Genomic DNA, 16,535 nt, shown 5'->3' on the forward strand with positions numbered 1-16,535 from the left:
GGCCTTACTGGATCAACGCGGCTGCCTTCACGGCAGTCACGGCGGCGTTGTAGTTGTTGACGAGTTGCTGAACCGAGGCCGCCGACATGTCGAGCACCGGCTTCGGATAGACGCCGAACAGGATGGTCAGCGCCACCAGCGGGAACAGCGTCAGGCTTTCGCGGGGCGTCAGGTCTTTGATGCTGGCGAGCGACGGCTTGGTCAGCGCGCCGAACACGACCTTGCGATAGAGCCACAGCGCATAGCCCGCCGACAGGATGACGCCGAGGGTGGCAAAGGTCGCGGTCGGGATCGAGACCTTGAAGGTGCCGAGCAGCGTCATGAATTCGCCGACGAAGCCGCTCGTGCCAGGCAGCCCGACATTGGCCATGGTGAACACCATGAACACCAATGCGTAGAGCGGCATCCGGTTGACGAGGCCTCCATAGGCCGCGATCTCGCGGGTGTGCATGCGGTCGTAGACGATGCCGACGCACAGGAACAGCGCGCCGGAGACGATGCCGTGCGACACCATCTGGAACACGCCGCCGGCGACGCCTTGCGTGGTCGCAGCGAAGATGCCCATGGTGACGAAGCCCATATGGGCCACCGACGAATAGGCGATCAGCTTCTTGATGTCTTCCTGCATCAACGCCACCAGCGAGGTGTAGACGATGGCGATCACTGACAGCGAGAAGATCAGCGGCGCAAAATCATGCGACGCCAGGGGGAACATCGGCAGCGAGAAGCGCAGGAAGCCGTAGCCGCCCATTTTCAAGAGGATCGCGGCCAGGATCACCGAGCCTGCCGTCGGCGCCTCGACGTGCGCGTCGGGCAACCAGGTGTGCACCGGCCACATCGGCATCTTCACCGCAAACGAGGCAAAGAACGCCAGCCACGCCCAGGTCTGCAAGCCGCGCGGCACGGCGGTTTGCATCAGGGTCGGGATATCGGTCGTGCCGGCATTCCAGTACAGCGCCATGATCGCGAGCAACATCAAGACCGAGCCGAGCAGCGTGTAGAGGAAGAACTTGAACGACGCGTAGACCCGGCGCGGACCGCCCCAGACGCCGATGATCAGGAACATCGGGATCAGGCCGCCTTCGAAGAACAGATAGAACAGCACGAGGTCGAGCGCCGAAAAGGTGCCGACCATCAGCGTTTCCAGGAACAGGAACGCCATCATGTATTCGCGCACGCGATTGGTGACGGATTTCCAGCTCGCGATGATGCAGAGCGGCATCAGCGCCGTGGTCAGGATCACGAACGGCAGCGAGATGCCATCCACCCCCATGTGATAGCTGATGCCGCTGGCGAGCCAGTTCGCTTTTTCGACGAACTGGAATTCCGCACTTGCGGCATCGAAGCGCCAGACCAGGATCAGCGACACGGCGAAGGTCACCAGCGTGGTCCACAGCGCGATCCAGCGCGCATTGCGCTGCGCGGCTTCGTCGTCGCCACGGCTGAGATAGACCACCAGTGCGCCCAGCACCGGCAGGAAGGTGACGACGGAAAGAATCGGCCAGGTTGTCATTACTGGCCTCCCAAGCCGAACATGAACCAGGTGATCAGCCCCGCGACACCGATCAGCATCGCAAAGGCATAGTGATAGAGGTAGCCGGTCTGGATCTTCACCACATTGCGGGTGACGTCGAGCACGCGCGCCGAGACACCATCCGGGCCGAAGCCGTCGATGACGAAACCGTCGCCCTTCTTCCACAGGAAGCGGCCGAGCCACTTCGCCGGGCGAACGAAGATGATTTCATAGAGCTCGTCGAAGTACCATTTGTTGAGCAGGAAGTGGTAGAGCATCTGGTGCTGGTTGGCGAGCTCGACCGGCAGATACGGCCGGCGGATGTAGAAGACGTAAGCGAGATAAAGGCCAACCCCCATCATGACGGTCGGCAGATAGACGATGGTCTTCGGAATGTGGTGCATCTCGTCGATGATGTTCGGATGCATCTTCAGCGATTCGCGGAAGAACTCTCCCACACCGTGGCCGGCAAACAGTTCGTAGAACGGGAAACCGGCCAGGATCGATCCGGCGGCGAGGATGCCGATCGGGACCAGCATCCACATCGGCGATTCATGCGCCGCTTCGTAATGGTGCTGGTCGTGCGGCTCGCCGTGGAACGTCTTGAAGATCAAGCGCCACGAATAGAACGAGGTCAGGCCGGCCGCGATCACGGTCATCGCGAAGCCGTAGTACCCGAACGGGTTGTGCGCGACATAAGCCGATTCGATGATCGCGTCCTTGGAGAAATAGCCCGCAGTCAGCGGGAAGCCGGTCAGCGCCAGCGTGCCGATCACCATCACGGCATAGGTGTAGGGGATCTTGCGCCACAGCCCGCCCATGTTGCGGATGTCCTGCTCGTGGTGCATCGCGTAGATCACCGAGCCCGAGCCCAAGAACAGCAGCGCCTTGAAGAAGGCGTGGGTGAACAGGTGATACATGCCGACCGAATAGGCTCCTGCTCCCATCGCCACGAACATGTAGCCGAGCTGCGAACAGGTCGAATAGGCGACGATGCGCTTGATGTCGTTCTGGACGAGGCCGACGGTTGCGGCGAAGAACGCGGTGGTGGCGCCGAAGAACATCACGACGGCCTGCGCGTTGGGCGCCAGCTCGAACAGCGGCGACAGCCGCGCCACCATGAATACGCCCGCCGTCACCATGGTCGCGGCGTGGATCAGCGCCGAGACCGGGGTCGGACCTTCCATCGCGTCCGGCAGCCAGGTGTGCAGCAGGAACTGGGCTGACTTGCCCATCGCGCCCATGAACAGCAGCAGACAGATCAACGTCAGCGCGTCGGCGTGCCAGCCGAAGAAGTTGATGGTCTTGCCCGAGAGCCCCTGCGCGCCGGCAAAGATGGTCTCGAAATCGGTGGTATTCAGCAGCATGAAGACGGCGAAGATGCCGAGCGCAAAGCCGAAATCGCCGACGCGGTTGACCACGAAGGCCTTGATCGCCGCCGCATTCGCCGACGGCTTCTGGTACCAGAAGCCGATCAGGAGGTAGCTCGCCAGACCGACGCCCTCCCAGCCGAAGAAAAGCTGGACCAGGTTGTCCGCGGTCACCAGCATCAGCATCGCGAAGGTGAACAGCGAGAGATAGGCGAAGAAGCGCGGCCGGTGCGGATCCTCGTCCATGTAGCCGATGGAATAGAGGTGCACGAGCGAGGAGACGGTGTTGACGACCACCAGCATCACGGCAGTCAGCGTGTCGACGCGCAGCGCCCACGACACCTGCAGATCGCCGGAATTGATCCAGGGAAACAGCGCGATCCGGGCGTCATGGTGCATGAAGCCGACATCGACCAGCGTCACCCAGGAGAGCGCGGCGGAAACGAACAGCAGTCCCGTCGTGATCAGTTCGGCCGCCCGCGAGCCCTGAGCCGGCGGCTCGGAGACGTGATGATCGTCGTGACCATGATCGTCATGGGCCTCCGCGGCGTGCGCGTGATCGTCATGGCCTTGATCGTGATGGCCGTGGTCGTGATGCTTGACCTCATCTCCGCTCGGGTTGCGCGCATGCGCCCCGAAGATCGCGATCAGGCCGGCCAGAATGGCGCCCAGCAGCGGCAGAAAGACGATTGCCTGAACCATAGCTGAGCTAGCCCTTCATCAGATTGACGTCTTCAACCGCGATCGAACCGCGGTTGCGGAAATAGACCACCAGCACCGCAAGACCGATCGCGGCTTCAGCCGCTGCAACCGTCAGCACCAGGAGCGCGAACACCTGGCCTACGATGTCGCCGAGGAAGGTCGAGAACGCCACCAGGTTGATGTTGACGGCGAGCAGGATCAGCTCGATCGACATCAAAATGACGATGATGTTCTTGCGATTTAAGAAGATGCCGAGGATCCCGATCGTGAACAGGGTGGCGGCGACCGCGAGATAGTGACCCAGACCGATCGTCATTTTACCCACTCCGCCGCGTCCGAATCCTGCAGCCCCTGCCCCGGCGCCACCTTGCGCACGGCCATCGCGAGCTCCGGCGTCCGCGCGTTCTGCACGTTGATGTCCTGCCGCTTGACCTTCGCCTTGTGGCGCAGCGTCAGCACGATGGCGCCGATCATCGCGACCAGAAGCACCATGCCGGCGATCTGGAAATAATGGATGTACTTCGTATAGAGCACCAACCCGAGCGCCTCGGTGTTGCTGACATTGGCCGGTATAGCCGCCGTAATCGATTTCGTCGTGCCGGGACTCATGACCCAGCCGCCGGCAACCAAAAGCAATTCGGCGAGGAAGATGCCGCCGATCACCAGACCGATCGGCAGATATTCGATGAAGCCCTCGCGCAACTCGGTGAAGTCGACATCGAGCATCATGATCACGAACAGGAACAGCACCGCAACCGCGCCGACATAGACCACGATCAGCATCATGCCGAGGAATTCGGCGCCCATCAGCACGAACAGGCCGGACGCATTGACGAAGGCCAGGATCAGATACAGCACCGAGTGCACGGGATTGCGCGAGACGATCACCATCACGGCCGAGGCCACGCAGACGCCAGCGAAGAGATAGAAGAACAGTGCGGGAAGGATCATGCGAATGCTCCTCCCGTCATTCCGGGATGGTTCGAAGGACCAGACCCGGAATCTCGAGATTCCGGGTTCGCGCTGCGTGCCCCCCGGAATGACGTGGAGATATTGGAAACGATCATGCCCTCACCTCACCGGTACGGCGCGTCGAGTTCGATGGCTTTCGCAATCTCGCGCTCCCAGCGGTCGCCATTGGCGAGCAGTTTCGCCTTGTCATAGTAGAGTTCCTCGCGGGTCTCGGTCGCGAATTCGAAATTCGGTCCCTCGACGATGGCATCGACCGGACAGGCTTCCTGGCACAGGCCGCAATAGATGCATTTCACCATGTCGATGTCGTAACGCACGGTGCGGCGGGTGCCGTCGTTGCGGCGCGGGCCGGCCTCGATCGTGATCGCCTGCGCCGGGCAGATCGCCTCGCACAGCTTGCAGGCGATGCAGCGCTCTTCGCCGTTCGGGTAGCGGCGCAGCGCATGCTCACCGCGGAAGCGCGGCGAGATCGGGTTCTTCTCGAACGGATAGTTGATCGTCGGCTTCGGCTTGAAGAAATAGCGCATGGCGAGAAAGAACGCCGATACGAATTCGCTCAAGAGAAGCGCACGGGCGGTTGCGTTGACGTTGACACTCATGATGGCCTCACTTCGGCGCAATGCCGGCGAACTGCAGCACCCCGGCCACAATCACCACCATCGCCAGCGACAGCGGCAAAAACACCTTCCAGCCGAGCCGCATCAGTTGATCGTAGCGGTAGCGCGGCACGATCGCCTTCGCCATCGCGAACAGGAAGAACATGAAAAACAGTTTCAGCGCGAACCAGACTACACCCGGGATCCAGGTGAACGGCGGCAGCGCCACCGGCGGCAGCCAGCCGCCGAGGAACATGATCGTCGCCAGCGCGCACATCGTGGTGATCGCGACGTATTCGCCGAGCATGAACAACAGATACGGCGTCGAGCCGTATTCGACCATGAAGCCGGCCACCAGTTCGGATTCCGCTTCCACCAGATCGAACGGCGGACGGTTGGTTTCGGCCAGCGCCGAGACGTAGAACACCACGAACATGGGAAACAGCGGCCACACATACCAGTTCAGGATGGTGAGCTGCGGCAGCCCGATCAGGCTGGCGAAACCGCGGGCATTCTGCGCTTCCACCACCGCCGAAAGGTTGAGCGAGCCGGCGCACAACAAAACCGTGATGATGACGAAGCCGATCGAGACTTCGTAGGACACCATCTGCGCCGCGGAGCGAAGCGCCGCCAGGAACGGGTATTTCGAGTTCGACGACCAGCCGGCCATGATGATGCCGTAGATCGACAGCGACGAGATCGCGAAGATGTAGAGAACGCCGACATTGATATTGGCGATCACCCAGCCGGCATCCATCGGAATGACGGCCCAGGCGGCCAGCGCCAGCACGCAGGACACCAGCGGCGCCAGCAGGAACACACCCTTGTTGGAACCGGACGGGATGATCGGCTCCTTCAGCACGAACTTCAAAAGGTCCGCGAAGGATTGCAGCAAGCCCCAGGGACCCACCACGTTGGGGCCGCGGCGGATTTGCACTGCCGCCCAGATCTTGCGGTCGGCGAGCAGGATGTAGGCGATCGCAATCAGCAGCACGACGAGCAGCAATAGGCTCTGCGCGACCATGATGATCAGCGGCCAGAGGAAACCGGTCCAGAACGAGCTTGCGAAGAATTCAGCCATCAGATCACGCTCACTCCGCTGCCGTCAGCATTTTCCCGGACGCCAGCCGGGAACATTCCGCCATCACCGTCGAGGCCCGCGCGATGGGGTTGGTCAGATAGAAATCCTCGACCGAACTCTTGAACGGGGTCTTGTCGACCTTGCCGCCCTTCTTGCCTGCGAGCGCCTTGACGTCACTGGCCTTGCCGGGCTCGATCTGGTCGATCCGCATGAGATGCGGGAAGGCCTTGAACAGCGCCTGGCGCAGCGCCTGCAAGGAGTCATAGGGCAGCTTCTTGCCGAGCACGTCCGACAACGCGCGGACGATCGCCCAGTCCTCGCGCGCCTCTCCGGGCGGAAACGCCGCGCGGCTGGCGATCTGTGCCCTGCCCTCGGTGTTGACGTAGAGGCCGGACTTTTCGGTATAGGCCGCGCCCGGCAGGATGACGTCGGCGCGGTGCGCGCCGCGGTCGCCATGGGTGCCTATATAGACCACGAACGTGCCGTCCGGCACCTTCACCTCATCCGCCCCCAACAGGAACAGCACGTCGAGCGTGCCGAACGTCGTCATCTGCGCGAGGCTGAGCCCGCCCGCGCCGGGGGCAAAGCCGATATCGAGCGCGCCCGCGCGCGAGGCGGTATCCTGCAAAACGGCAAAGCCGTTCCAGCCGTCCTTGAGCGCGCCCGTGCCTGCCGCGACCTTGGCCGCCAGCGAAAGCACCGCCGCCCCGTCATGGCGCGCCAGCGAACCGGCGCCGACCAGCACGATCGGGTTCTTGGCGCCCTTCAGCACCTCGACGAAGGAATGCTTGCCGCTGGCGAGTTCGCCAAGCGTATCCGTGCCCGCGCCGAGATAGTCGTAGTCGTAGGTCAGATCGGCCTTGGCGCCGACGAGGGCGACCTTGAGCTGACCCGTGCGCCAGCGCTTGCGGATCCGCGCGTTGAGGACGGCGGCTTCCTTGCGCGGGTTGGAGCCGATGATCAGGAGCGCATCGGCCTGCTCGATGCCCACAATAGTCGGATTGAAGATGTAGGTCGCCCGTCCCGCCTTGGGGTCGAAGGCGTCGCCGCCCTGCACTGCCAGATTGCTGCAGCCGTATCGGCCCAGCAGATCCTTGCACGCGAACATCTCCTCGACCGCGGCGAGGTCACCAGCGATGGCTCCCATCCGCTTACCGTCGGTCATCCTGACCTTGGCAGCGACCGCCGCGAAGGCTTCCTGCCACGACGCGGCGCGAAGCTTGCCGTTCTCGCGGACATAGGGTCGGTCAAGCCGCTGCGTACGCAGGCCGTCGACGACGTGACGGGTCTTGTCGGAAATCCATTCCTCGTTCACCGCCTCGTTGATGCGCGGCAGGATCCGCATCACCTCGCGGCCACGGGTATCGACGCGGATCGCGGAACCGACGCCATCCATGACGTCCACCGACTGTGTCTTGCCGAGTTCCCACGGACGCGCGGCAAAAGCGTACGGTTTCGAGGTCAGCGCGCCCACGGGACAGATATCGACGAGGTTGCCCTGCAGCTCGGAAGTCAGCGCCTGCTCCAGATAGGTCGTGATCTCCATGTCCTCACCGCGGCCGGTGGCGCCCATTTCCGGCGTGCCGCAGACTTCGGCAGAGAAGCGGACACAGCGCGTGCACTGGATGCAGCGGTTCATCGAGGTCTTGACCAGCGCACCAAGATATTTGTCTTCGACCGCGCGCTTGTTCTCGGCAAAGCGCGAGGTGTCGACGCCGTAGCCCATCGCCTGGTCCTGCAGATCGCACTCGCCGCCCTGGTCGCAGATCGGGCAATCCAGCGGGTGGTTGATCAGCAAGAATTCCATCACGCCTTCGCGCGCCTTCTTGACCATCGGCGAACGCGTGGAAATTTCCGGCGGCTCGCCCTTGGGGCCGGGCCGGCAATCGCGCACGCCCCAGGCGCAGCTTGCGACCGGCTTCGGGCCGCCCTTGATCTCGACGAGGCACATCCGGCAATTGCCGGCGATCGACAGCCGCTCGTGGTAGCAGAAGCGCGGGATTTCGGCGCCCGCGGCCTCGCACGCCTGCAGCAGCGTGTACTCCGCAGGCACATCGATCTCTTTGCCGTCGATGATGAGTTTGGTCATTGCTGTCTCAAGTCTTTCCCAGCTTGCAGTCTGGCGGTGTAACGCTGGCAGTTTTCAGCGCCGTCTTGATCCATTGCTGGGTCTCGGCGCCATAGGTGGCGAGATAGGCCGGCTGCGCCGCGTTCTTCTCGCACAGGAACGGCAGATGCGGCTTCAGGTCGTAATCGCAGGACGCCAGCCACTCGCGCTTTCCGGAGAACGCGCCGATCGCTTCCTCGCAGGCATAGAGGAAGTACGTGATGAAGCTCTCATACTGAACCTGCTCATCGCCGCCGGCAGCCTTGATCTTCTCGTAGTCCGGCTGCGCGAATTTCGGATTCTTGAACGCCAGATCGGTGTAGCCCAGATACGCCTGCCGTGCGCTCGCCGCGCGGTTGTTGGTGCGGATTTCGTTGATCTGGAACAGGATCGCAACAAAGCCGAGCAGCGCCACGGCCGCCTGCGCCATCTGCGCCAGCGTCCCGTATCTCTGCCACCAGAAGCTCGGTTGCGACATCGGCATCACTCCGCTGCGACCAGATTCTCGGGATCGCGCACGCCGGCATCGTCGATGTCGGCCTTATGCGAATACTGGTCGATGCGCGCCTCGATCTCGTGCCGGAAATGCGCGATCAGGCCCTGGATCGGCCATGCGGCAGCATCGCCGAGCGCGCAAATGGTATGGCCTTCGACCTGTTTTGTAACCTCCAGCAGCATGTCGATCTCGCGCTTGTGGGCCCGGCCCTCGGCCATCCGGGTCAAGACGCGCCACATCCAGCCTGTGCCCTCCCGGCATGGCGTGCACTGGCCGCAGCTCTCGTGCTTGTAGAAATAGGAGATACGCGCGATCGCCCGGATCAGGTCGGTGGACTTGTCCATCACGATCACGGCCGCGGTACCGAGGCCCGAGCGCAGCTTGCCGAGGCTATCGAAATCCATCGGTGTGTCGATGATCTGTTCGGCCGGCACCATGCGCACCGACGAGCCGCCCGGGATCACGGCTTTCAGGTTGTCCCAGCCGCCGCGAATGCCGCCGCAATGTCGCTCGATCAGCTCACGGAACGGAATCCCCATCGCCTCTTCGACGTTGCAGGGCCGCTCGACATGACCGGAGATGCAGAACAGCTTTGTGCCGACATTGTTGGGCCGGCCGATCGCCGCGAACCACGCCGCTCCGCGCCTGAGGATATCGGGCGCAACCGCGATTGATTCGACGTTATTGACGGTGGTCGGGCAGCCATAGAGACCGACATTGGCCGGGAATGGCGGCTTCAGCCGCGGCTGGCCCTTCTTGCCCTCTAAGCTTTCCAGCAGCGCCGTCTCTTCGCCGCAGATATAGGCGCCGGCGCCATGCGCGACATAGACGTCGAATGGCCAGCCGTTGACGTTGTCCTTGCCGACCAGTTTTGCGTCGTAGGCCTGGTCGATTGCGGCCTGCAGGCGCTCCCGCTCGCGGATGAATTCGCCGCGGACGTAGATGTAGCAGGCATGCGCGCCCATCGCGTAGCTCGCCAGCAGGCAGCCCTCGACCAGCAGATGCGGGTCGTGCCGCATGATCTCGCGGTCCTTGCAGGTGCCGGGCTCGGATTCGTCGGCGTTGACCACGAGATAGCTCGGCCGGCCATCGGTCGATTCCTTCGGCATGAACGACCATTTCAGGCCGGTCGGAAAGCCCGCCCCGCCGCGCCCGCGCAGGCCGGAGGCCTTCATCTCGTTGATGATCCAGTCGCGGCCCTTGTCGATAATCGCCTTGGTGCCGTCCCACGCGCCGCGGCGGCGCGCACCCTCCAGCCCCCAATCATGGAGGCCATAAAGGTTCTTGAAGATGCGATCCTTGTCGTCGAGCATGACTTGAAGCTTCCTCAGATCAGCGATTGGACTGCGCGCAGGCGAGCCCCGGCACAGCGTGACTTCTCCATCACGCGGCCCCTCTCCGGCCGGTTTACGGGCAATGTAGCGTCACGCCTCATGTGGATTCCTTCAGCGTCGTCGGCCCGCCCACAGGCGCCGAGAACTGACGGTCGATCTGCGGTCCGGGCTTCGGCGGATTGCCCGAGGCAAAGCCGTCCAGCACCTTGCCGAAACTTTCCTTGGTCAGGTCCTCGTAGGTGTCCTTCCAGATCTGCACCATCGGCGCGTTCACGCAGGCGCCCAGGCACTCGACCTCTTCCCAACTGAAATTGCCGTCCTTCGACAGATGGAAGGGCTCGTGATGGATGCGGCTCTGGCACACCTCGATCAGGTCGCCGGCGCCGCGCAGGCGACACGGCGTGGTGCCGCACACCTGCACATGGGCCTTCTTGCCGACCGGCTGCAACTGGAACATGGTGTAGAAGGTCGCCACTTCCAGCACGCGGATGTAGGGCATGTCGAGCAGGTCGGCGACCACGCGGATCGCGGCTTCCGACACCCATCCCTCATGCTGCTCCTGCGCGCGCCACAGGATCGCGATAACAGCGGAGGCCTGACGACCCGGCGGATACTTTGCGATCTGGGCCTTGGCCCAGGCGAGATTCTCATCCGTGAACGTGAAGCTCGCGGGCTGCAATTCCTTCGGAGCGAGGCGGCGGACGGACATCGTTCAGTCTCTCATTGCACGCGGCGCGCGGCTTTCGCATTGAGCGCATCGATCCGGGCGAGCCAGAATGCGCTTGCGGTGCCGAACACGTTGTAGCCGACATGGGTTGAAACCTTGATCCGGTCCAGAATCGAAAGGTCGGTCACGGTTTCAAGGCGATGGCTGCGCGGATCGTAGACGATCAGCTTCAGCGGGGTCTGTTCGAGGATGTAACGCGATACGGTATGCTGGGGATCATTGCCGTGCTCCTCGCACAGCAAGATGCTGTCGATCTGCATCAGCCGCGCGCCACCCTTCATGGCCTCGATCTCGACGCCCTCGACGTCGAGCTTGATCAGGTATTTTCCATCCGAGGCGACCTTGCCGTCATCGAGCAGATTGTCGAGCGCGATGACCGGCACTTCCTCGCCGCCGGACTGGTCGCCGGCGATGCTGAACGCCTCATGCTTGGTGCCTGATATCCGCGCGGTGCCGCGCGCAGCACCGATCGCGCACTTCATCGTCTCGAAGCGATTGCCGTTGATGCGAGCGTTGTTGGCCAGCTTCGGAAAATTCTGCCCCGAGGGCTCGATCGCGATCGCCTTGTGGGAGCCGAACGGCTTGCTCGACACCAGGACCGACCAGTAGCCGTAATTGGCGCCGCAATCGAGCAGCGTGTAATCGACGTTGGCGGAATCCTGAAACAACAGCTCCAGCTCGTCCTCATAGTGGAAGCTGCGGTTGAGCAGCTTGCTCCAGTAGCCGTCGCCATAGGGAAATTCGAACACAGCGTCGTCATTGAGTTTGACCTGAATGCCGCGCTCCGGCAGCGTGGTGCGCAGCAGGTTGGCGCACATGTTGTAGCCGCGATGCGAAAAGTTCGACGCCACCTTCGACCCTAGTGCCAGCGCCACCGCAGCCAAACGCTCCCACGCGTTCGCACCCTCGAGTACGCCCGAAGCCCGGTCAAACTGGATGGGCGCCTGCGCCGTCACCGATCGACCTCTCCGAACACGATGTCGAGGGAACCTAGAATGGCCGAGACGTCGGCGAGCAGATGGCCGCGGCAGATGAAATCCATCGCCTGCAGATGGGCAAAGCCCGGCGCGCGGATCTTGCACTTGTAAGGTTTGTTGGTGCCGTCAGAGACCAGGTAGACGCCGAACTCACCCTTCGGCGCCTCGACAGCGGCATAGACCTCGCCGGCCGGCACGTGCACGCCTTCGGTGTAGAGCTTGAAGTGGTGGATCAGCGCTTCCATCGAACGCTTCATCTCGCCGCGCCGCGGTGGCGCGATCTTGTTATCCTCGACGACGACAGGCCCCTGCCCGTCCGGCGCGTTCAGCTTCGCGATGCACTGCCTCATGATGCGGACCGACTGGCGCATCTCTTCCATGCGGATCAGGTAGCGATCGTAGCAGTCGCCGTTCTTGCCGATCGGAACGTCGAAATCTATCTCGGCGTAGCACTCGTAAGGCTGCGCCTTGCGCAGGTCCCAGGCCGCGCCGGAGCCGCGCACCATCACGCCCGAAAAGCCCCACTCCCAGGCCTGCTGCAGCGACACCACGCCGATATCGACGTTGCGCTGCTTGAAGATGCGGTTGCCGGTCAGCAGCGTGTCGAGGTCGGCGACGACCTGCAGGAACGGATCGCACCAGGCATCGATATCATCGATCAGTTTCTGCGGCAGGTCCTGGTGCACGCCACCGACGCGGAAATACGCCGCATGCATGCGCGAGCCGGAGGCGCGCTCGTAAAATTGCATCAGCTTTTCGCGCTCTTCAAACCCCCACAGCGGCGGGGTAAGCGCGCCGACGTCCATCGCCTGCGTCGTGACGTTGAGTAGATGCGACAGGATGCGGCCGATTTCGCAGTAGAGCACGCGGATCAGTTGGCCGCGGCGCGGCACCGTGATGCCGAGCAGCTTTTCCGCCGCGAGACAGAACGCGTGCTCCTGGTTCATCGGCGCGACGTAATCGAGCCGGTCGAAATAGGGGATCGCCTGCAAGTAGGTCTTGTGCTCGATCAGCTTCTCGGTGCCGCGATGCAAGAGACCGATATGCGGATCGACACGCTCGACAACCTCGCCGTCCAGCTCAAGCACAAGGCGCAACACGCCGTGCGCGGCCGGATGTTGCGGCCCAAAATTGATCGTAAAGTTACGCAGGTTCTGCTGTTCGTTCATGGTCAGGCCTTCGGCTCAGCCTTCTCATCGCCCGGAAGCGGATAGTCCGCGCCTTCCCAGGGCGAGAGGAAATCGAATTTACGGAATTCCTGGTTGAGGCGGACCGGCTCGTAGAGCACCCGCTTCTCCTGATCGTCGTAGCGGACCTCGACGAAGCCGGTGAGCGGGAAATCTTTGCGCAGCGGATGGCCGTCGAAGCCGTAATCGGTCAGCAGCCGCCGCATGTCGGGGTGGCCGGTGAAGATCACGCCGTAGAGGTCGTAGGTTTCGCGCTCGAACCAGTCGGCACCGGGAAACACGTCGATGATCGACGGCACCTGCGTCGTCTCGTCGGCTTCCGCTCGCAGGCGGATGCGCTCGTTCAGCGTCGGCGACAGCAAATGATAGACCACGTCGAAACGCTTCTCGCGGCTGGGATAGTCCACCGCCGTCACGTCCGTGAAGTTGACAAACCGCAATGAGGGATCGTCGCGCAGATACTTGACGACCTCGACGATCTTGCTCGCCTCGACCGTGACGGTGAGCTGGTTGAACGCGACCGCATGGGCAGTGGCCGCGCCCGGAAGCGCGCTAACAATCGTCTGCCCAAGGGCGTCGAGCTTGCCGTCGTCCATTACCTAAAGCCTTAGCGTTCGATGGTCCCGATGCGCCGGATCTTCTTCTGCAGCAGCAGCACGCCGTAGAGCAGCGCCTCCGCCGTGGGCGGGCATCCTGGCACGTAGATGTCGATCGGCACGACGCGGTCGCAGCCGCGCACCACCGAGTATGAGTAATGATAGTAGCCGCCGCCATTGGCGCACGACCCCATCGAGATCACGTAGCGCGGCTCGGGCATCTGGTCGTAGACCTTGCGCAGCGCCGGCGCCATCTTGTTGGTCAGCGTACCCGCCACGATCATCACGTCGGATTGCCGCGGCGAGGCGCGCGGCGCAAAGCCGAAGCGCTCGACGTCATAGCGCGGCATCGACACCTGCATCATCTCGACCGCGCAGCAGGCGAGGCCGAACGTCATCCACATCAGCGAGCCAGTGCGCGCCCAGGTGATCAGATCGTCGGCGGCGGCAACGAAGAAACCTTTGTCGGAAAGCTCGTGATTGACCTCGAGAAAGAACGGATCGTTGGCCCCGACCGGCTTGCCGGTCGAGGGATCGAGAATGCCCTTCGGCGCCTGCGCGATATCAGGCGAAGAGCCTAAAACTGTCGGGCTCAATCCCATTCGAGCGCGCCTTTCTTCCACTCATAAGCAAAGCCGACCGTGAGGACGGCGAGAAACACCATCATGGACCAGAAGCCGGTGGCCCCTAACTTGCCGAACGCAACCGCCCACGGGAACAAGAACGCCACTTCGAGATCGAAGATGATGAAGAGGATCGCTACCAGATAGAAGCGAACGTCGAACTTCATGCGGGCGTCGTCGAATGCGTTGAATCCGCATTCATAAGCGGAGAGCTTTTCCGGGTCCGGTTGCTGGAACGCGACCAGGAACGGGGCGATCAGGAGCGCCAGACCGATCAGGCTCGCCACCCCGATAAACACGACAAGTGGCAGGTAATCTTGCAGGATGCCGTTCATCGGCGGTGCCTTTTGCTGCGGATTTGGCCGCAGATTCGTTGATTGGAATTATTCTTGGCTTAGCGCAGCGCAACAGAGGGCGCAAGACAAGCCGGTTTCACGTCTCCGTCCGTCCTTGATGCGCCGGCAGAACCCGAAAAAGTGTTGCGTTCCTGCCTCGCCGACCAACGCGGGCCAGGCCGCATGGTGCCCAAATTTTCACTTCAAATCCTTTTCGTCGGCGAGCATTTGGGCGGCCGTCTCCGTCAGGCGGTCGATTTGGTCGAGCAACACCGCCAGCTCTTCTTTGCCGAGCTGTTCCATCAGGCGCCGGTTACGCTCCTGCGCCCCTGCCACAATTGCATCATGGGCAGCCAGCCCCGCCTTGGTCAGGCAAACCAGCGTCTCGCGGTTGTCCCGCGGGTTGATCGCCTTGGCGACCAGCTTGCGCGCGACCAGTTCCGCCAGCGCCCGACTGATCTGGCCCTTGTCCATGCCGACCGCCTCGGCAAGCCGGATAACGCTCATCGGCGGCCGCCGCCCCAGCGAAGCCACCAGGCCGAACTCCACCGAAGACAAGCCCGCCAGCCGCTTATAGCGCAGGATCGCACCGCGCTTGAGCAGATTGGCCAGCACCATCAGCCGCGACGACATCATCGCGGTGATCGGCGCCAACTCCGCGACATCGGCGGCCGCAGGCGATGCCGCGGTCTGCTTTTCCGGCTTCCGGCTCATTTGCAACCTCTGCCAACAAAGCACGCCGGTGCCAAGGACCATCGAGAAGCCGCCGGACGCGACCCGATCAGCATCTCCTTCGATTCAACCGCGCCGCCGGTCGAGTTCGAGGCGGGCTTCATTCGCGAGGCGTGAAGTGGAAGCCACCGCAAGGCCCTCGCTCCGGCGATATTGCGTTCTCGCGCTGGTGGCGCTGGTCAGCCGACGAGACGACCGCTGGAAATTATGGGCGCCCGCGATCATGTCGGGCCTTGCGGTCCCGGTGTTTGCGCTGTGCATGCTGACGCCAGACTTCACCACCATGGTCGCGGCGCTGGCGCTGACCTCATTCCTGGTCGGCTTCCATCTCGTGCCGATCTTTGCGGTGGCGCAGACCGTCGCCAGGTCGAGCATGCGGGCGCTGGCGTCGGCGATCGTGCTGCTGACCGCGACCTGCTTTGGGCAGGGCGTCCGCCCGCTCGCCGTCGGCACGCTCAACGACGCGCTCAAGAGCGATTTTGGCGCGGAGGCCGTGCGGTATTCGCTGCTGTCGACCGCGGTCACGACCACGTTGAGCGCCCTGTTGTTCATCCGGGCGGCCGGATCGATTCGCGGCGATATCCAGCGGGCGAGCTGATCCGACCTACTCGCCGCCGGCTCTTCCCTTTGTTTTTATTGCTGTTTCGAACCCGGTGCGGCTCCGGTGTGAGCCGCCTTCGATCCGGGCGCGCGGGCAGTATGTGACCTACATCACGGATGCATGGGCAAAAAACCGGCCACAAACCGGCCGAATGAAACCATTTTGCCGAAACCGCGAAACGATCCTGAAACAGACAGGGCGTACCTCTCTTCCCAACACGGGACGCCAAAGGCGTCCGGGAGGCATCACATGAACCACTCCTTTCACTCGGCGGATCGCAGTACCCACCTGAAGATCGTGGTTGTCGCATTGGTGGCCGGTATCGCGGTTGCGGCCTTCGGCATCTCGGCTCGGACCGGTTCTGAGTACAGCCAGACTGCCCAGGTCGTAAAAGCGGGCAAGCCGGTGGTCGTCACCAGCTCGAACACCTCGACGGTCCGTTGAACGATAGCGATATCGTTGGAATAAAAATGGCCGCCCTCGGGCGGCCTTTTTGTTTGCGGCGGTCTCGGAGATCAACGTCAAGCCATCTGAGCGGCCCGAGACATAGGTGACAGAACGTACCGGACACATGGGTTACACTTTC

At 62.7% G+C, this 16,535-nt stretch carries 18 protein-coding genes; 2 read left to right on the forward strand and 16 right to left on the reverse strand.

Annotated elements, in window-relative coordinates; all coding sequences use genetic code 11:
* Positions 1-4: 4 nt before the first annotated feature.
* The 16 genes from KJQ96_RS16560 to KJQ96_RS16635 form a co-directional block, all read right to left on the reverse strand.
* Positions 5-1,513 carry an NADH-quinone oxidoreductase subunit M gene (locus tag KJQ96_RS16560; RefSeq protein ID WP_213287652.1) on the reverse strand — a complete coding sequence of 503 codons (1,509 nt, stop codon included), beginning with the start codon at positions 1,511-1,513 and terminating at the stop codon, positions 5-7.
* The gene (gene nuoL / locus KJQ96_RS16565; protein ID WP_213287653.1) at positions 1,513-3,585 is read right to left on the reverse strand and encodes an NADH-quinone oxidoreductase subunit L; all 2,073 of its coding nucleotides are present in this window, start codon (positions 3,583-3,585) and stop codon (positions 1,513-1,515) included. The genes KJQ96_RS16560 and nuoL overlap by 1 nt, the downstream gene beginning before the upstream one ends.
* 7 nt (positions 3,586-3,592) lie before the next feature.
* Positions 3,593-3,901 carry an NADH-quinone oxidoreductase subunit NuoK gene (gene nuoK, locus KJQ96_RS16570; protein ID WP_028345789.1) on the reverse strand — a complete coding sequence of 103 codons (309 nt, stop codon included), beginning with the start codon at positions 3,899-3,901 and terminating at the stop codon, positions 3,593-3,595.
* On the reverse strand, positions 3,898-4,536 hold the full coding sequence (locus tag KJQ96_RS16575) for an NADH-quinone oxidoreductase subunit J (protein WP_213287654.1): 639 nt from the start codon (positions 4,534-4,536) through the stop codon (positions 3,898-3,900). Before KJQ96_RS16575 ends, nuoK begins: the two co-directional genes overlap by 4 nt.
* A 125-nt stretch (positions 4,537-4,661) precedes the next feature.
* The gene (nuoI, locus tag KJQ96_RS16580) at positions 4,662-5,156 is read right to left on the reverse strand and encodes an NADH-quinone oxidoreductase subunit NuoI (RefSeq protein ID WP_028345787.1); all 495 of its coding nucleotides are present in this window, start codon (positions 5,154-5,156) and stop codon (positions 4,662-4,664) included.
* A gap of 7 nt (positions 5,157-5,163) precedes the next feature.
* Positions 5,164-6,234: an NADH-quinone oxidoreductase subunit NuoH gene (gene nuoH, locus KJQ96_RS16585; RefSeq protein WP_057844286.1), complete on the reverse strand. Its 1,071-nt coding sequence runs from the start codon at positions 6,232-6,234 to the stop codon at positions 5,164-5,166.
* A 10-nt stretch (positions 6,235-6,244) separates the two neighbouring features.
* A complete protein-coding gene (gene nuoG / locus KJQ96_RS16590; RefSeq protein WP_213287655.1) occupies positions 6,245-8,323 on the reverse strand; it encodes an NADH-quinone oxidoreductase subunit NuoG in 2,079 nt (692 codons plus the stop codon).
* Positions 8,324-8,330: 7 nt separating this feature from the next.
* A complete protein-coding gene (locus KJQ96_RS16595; RefSeq protein ID WP_213287656.1) occupies positions 8,331-8,819 on the reverse strand; it encodes a hypothetical protein in 489 nt (162 codons plus the stop codon).
* Positions 8,820-8,824: 5 nt separating this feature from the next.
* Complete coding sequence (gene nuoF / locus KJQ96_RS16600) at positions 8,825-10,150, reverse strand: NADH-quinone oxidoreductase subunit NuoF (protein ID WP_213287657.1); 1,326 nt, start codon at positions 10,148-10,150, stop codon at positions 8,825-8,827.
* Positions 10,151-10,268: 118 nt separating this feature from the next.
* Entirely contained in the window at positions 10,269-10,880 is a 612-nt protein-coding gene (nuoE, locus tag KJQ96_RS16605) for an NADH-quinone oxidoreductase subunit NuoE (protein ID WP_057844282.1), read from the reverse strand.
* Positions 10,881-10,891: 11 nt separating this feature from the next.
* The gene (locus tag KJQ96_RS16610) at positions 10,892-11,854 is read right to left on the reverse strand and encodes an FkbM family methyltransferase (RefSeq protein WP_213287658.1); all 963 of its coding nucleotides are present in this window, start codon (positions 11,852-11,854) and stop codon (positions 10,892-10,894) included.
* A complete protein-coding gene (locus KJQ96_RS16615; RefSeq protein WP_213287659.1) occupies positions 11,851-13,044 on the reverse strand; it encodes an NADH-quinone oxidoreductase subunit D in 1,194 nt (397 codons plus the stop codon). The genes KJQ96_RS16610 and KJQ96_RS16615 overlap by 4 nt, the downstream gene beginning before the upstream one ends.
* Positions 13,045-13,046: 2 nt before the next feature.
* Complete coding sequence (locus KJQ96_RS16620; protein ID WP_213287660.1) at positions 13,047-13,658, reverse strand: NADH-quinone oxidoreductase subunit C; 612 nt, start codon at positions 13,656-13,658, stop codon at positions 13,047-13,049.
* Positions 13,659-13,669: 11 nt separating this feature from the next.
* Complete coding sequence (locus KJQ96_RS16625; RefSeq protein WP_213287661.1) at positions 13,670-14,260, reverse strand: NADH-quinone oxidoreductase subunit B family protein; 591 nt, start codon at positions 14,258-14,260, stop codon at positions 13,670-13,672.
* Positions 14,251-14,616 carry an NADH-quinone oxidoreductase subunit A gene (locus tag KJQ96_RS16630; RefSeq protein ID WP_028345777.1) on the reverse strand — a complete coding sequence of 122 codons (366 nt, stop codon included), beginning with the start codon at positions 14,614-14,616 and terminating at the stop codon, positions 14,251-14,253. The genes KJQ96_RS16625 and KJQ96_RS16630 overlap by 10 nt, the downstream gene beginning before the upstream one ends.
* Positions 14,617-14,814: 198 nt before the next feature.
* Positions 14,815-15,330, reverse strand: coding sequence for a MarR family winged helix-turn-helix transcriptional regulator (locus tag KJQ96_RS16635; protein WP_213287662.1), 516 nt, complete (start codon positions 15,328-15,330; stop codon positions 14,815-14,817).
* A gap of 136 nt (positions 15,331-15,466) precedes the next feature.
* Here KJQ96_RS16635 and KJQ96_RS16640 point away from each other — a divergent pair, with 136 nt between their 5' ends.
* Together KJQ96_RS16640 and KJQ96_RS16645 are read left to right on the forward strand one after the other, a co-directional pair.
* The gene (locus KJQ96_RS16640) at positions 15,467-15,946 is read left to right on the forward strand and encodes a hypothetical protein (RefSeq protein ID WP_249734110.1); all 480 of its coding nucleotides are present in this window, start codon (positions 15,467-15,469) and stop codon (positions 15,944-15,946) included.
* 252 nt (positions 15,947-16,198) lie between these two features.
* Complete coding sequence (locus tag KJQ96_RS16645) at positions 16,199-16,393, forward strand: hypothetical protein (protein WP_028345774.1); 195 nt, start codon at positions 16,199-16,201, stop codon at positions 16,391-16,393.
* Positions 16,394-16,535: the final 142 nt, after the last annotated feature.

The organism is Bradyrhizobium sp. sGM-13 (assembly GCF_018398875.1).
In the GTDB taxonomy this organism is placed as follows: domain Bacteria; phylum Pseudomonadota; class Alphaproteobacteria; order Rhizobiales; family Xanthobacteraceae; genus Bradyrhizobium.

What these genes read in the sequence shown, in the direction of transcription:
- nuoF (WP_213287657.1), bottom strand. Translation starts at nt 10,150, where the DNA reads ATGCTCGACGACAAGGATCGCATCTTCAAGAACCTTTATGGCCTCCAT.
- KJQ96_RS16645 (WP_028345774.1), top strand. Translation starts at nt 16,199, where the DNA reads ATGAACCACTCCTTTCACTCGGCGGATCGCAGTACCCACCTGAAGATC.
- KJQ96_RS16625 (WP_213287661.1), bottom strand. Translation starts at nt 14,260, where the DNA reads ATGGGATTGAGCCCGACAGTTTTAGGCTCTTCGCCTGATATCGCGCAG.
- nuoG (WP_213287655.1), bottom strand. Translation starts at nt 8,323, where the DNA reads ATGACCAAACTCATCATCGACGGCAAAGAGATCGATGTGCCTGCGGAG.
- KJQ96_RS16620 (WP_213287660.1), bottom strand. Translation starts at nt 13,658, where the DNA reads ATGGACGACGGCAAGCTCGACGCCCTTGGGCAGACGATTGTTAGCGCG.
- KJQ96_RS16560 (WP_213287652.1), bottom strand. Translation starts at nt 1,513, where the DNA reads ATGACAACCTGGCCGATTCTTTCCGTCGTCACCTTCCTGCCGGTGCTG.
- nuoK (WP_028345789.1), bottom strand. Translation starts at nt 3,901, where the DNA reads ATGACGATCGGTCTGGGTCACTATCTCGCGGTCGCCGCCACCCTGTTC.
- KJQ96_RS16635 (WP_213287662.1), bottom strand. Translation starts at nt 15,330, where the DNA reads ATGAGCCGGAAGCCGGAAAAGCAGACCGCGGCATCGCCTGCGGCCGCC.
- nuoH (WP_057844286.1), bottom strand. Translation starts at nt 6,234, where the DNA reads ATGGCTGAATTCTTCGCAAGCTCGTTCTGGACCGGTTTCCTCTGGCCG.
- nuoE (WP_057844282.1), bottom strand. Translation starts at nt 10,880, where the DNA reads ATGTCCGTCCGCCGCCTCGCTCCGAAGGAATTGCAGCCCGCGAGCTTC.
- KJQ96_RS16630 (WP_028345777.1), bottom strand. Translation starts at nt 14,616, where the DNA reads ATGAACGGCATCCTGCAAGATTACCTGCCACTTGTCGTGTTTATCGGG.
- KJQ96_RS16595 (WP_213287656.1), bottom strand. Translation starts at nt 8,819, where the DNA reads ATGTCGCAACCGAGCTTCTGGTGGCAGAGATACGGGACGCTGGCGCAG.
- KJQ96_RS16615 (WP_213287659.1), bottom strand. Translation starts at nt 13,044, where the DNA reads ATGAACGAACAGCAGAACCTGCGTAACTTTACGATCAATTTTGGGCCG.
- nuoL (WP_213287653.1), bottom strand. Translation starts at nt 3,585, where the DNA reads ATGGTTCAGGCAATCGTCTTTCTGCCGCTGCTGGGCGCCATTCTGGCC.
- KJQ96_RS16575 (WP_213287654.1), bottom strand. Translation starts at nt 4,536, where the DNA reads ATGATCCTTCCCGCACTGTTCTTCTATCTCTTCGCTGGCGTCTGCGTG.
- nuoI (WP_028345787.1), bottom strand. Translation starts at nt 5,156, where the DNA reads ATGAGTGTCAACGTCAACGCAACCGCCCGTGCGCTTCTCTTGAGCGAA.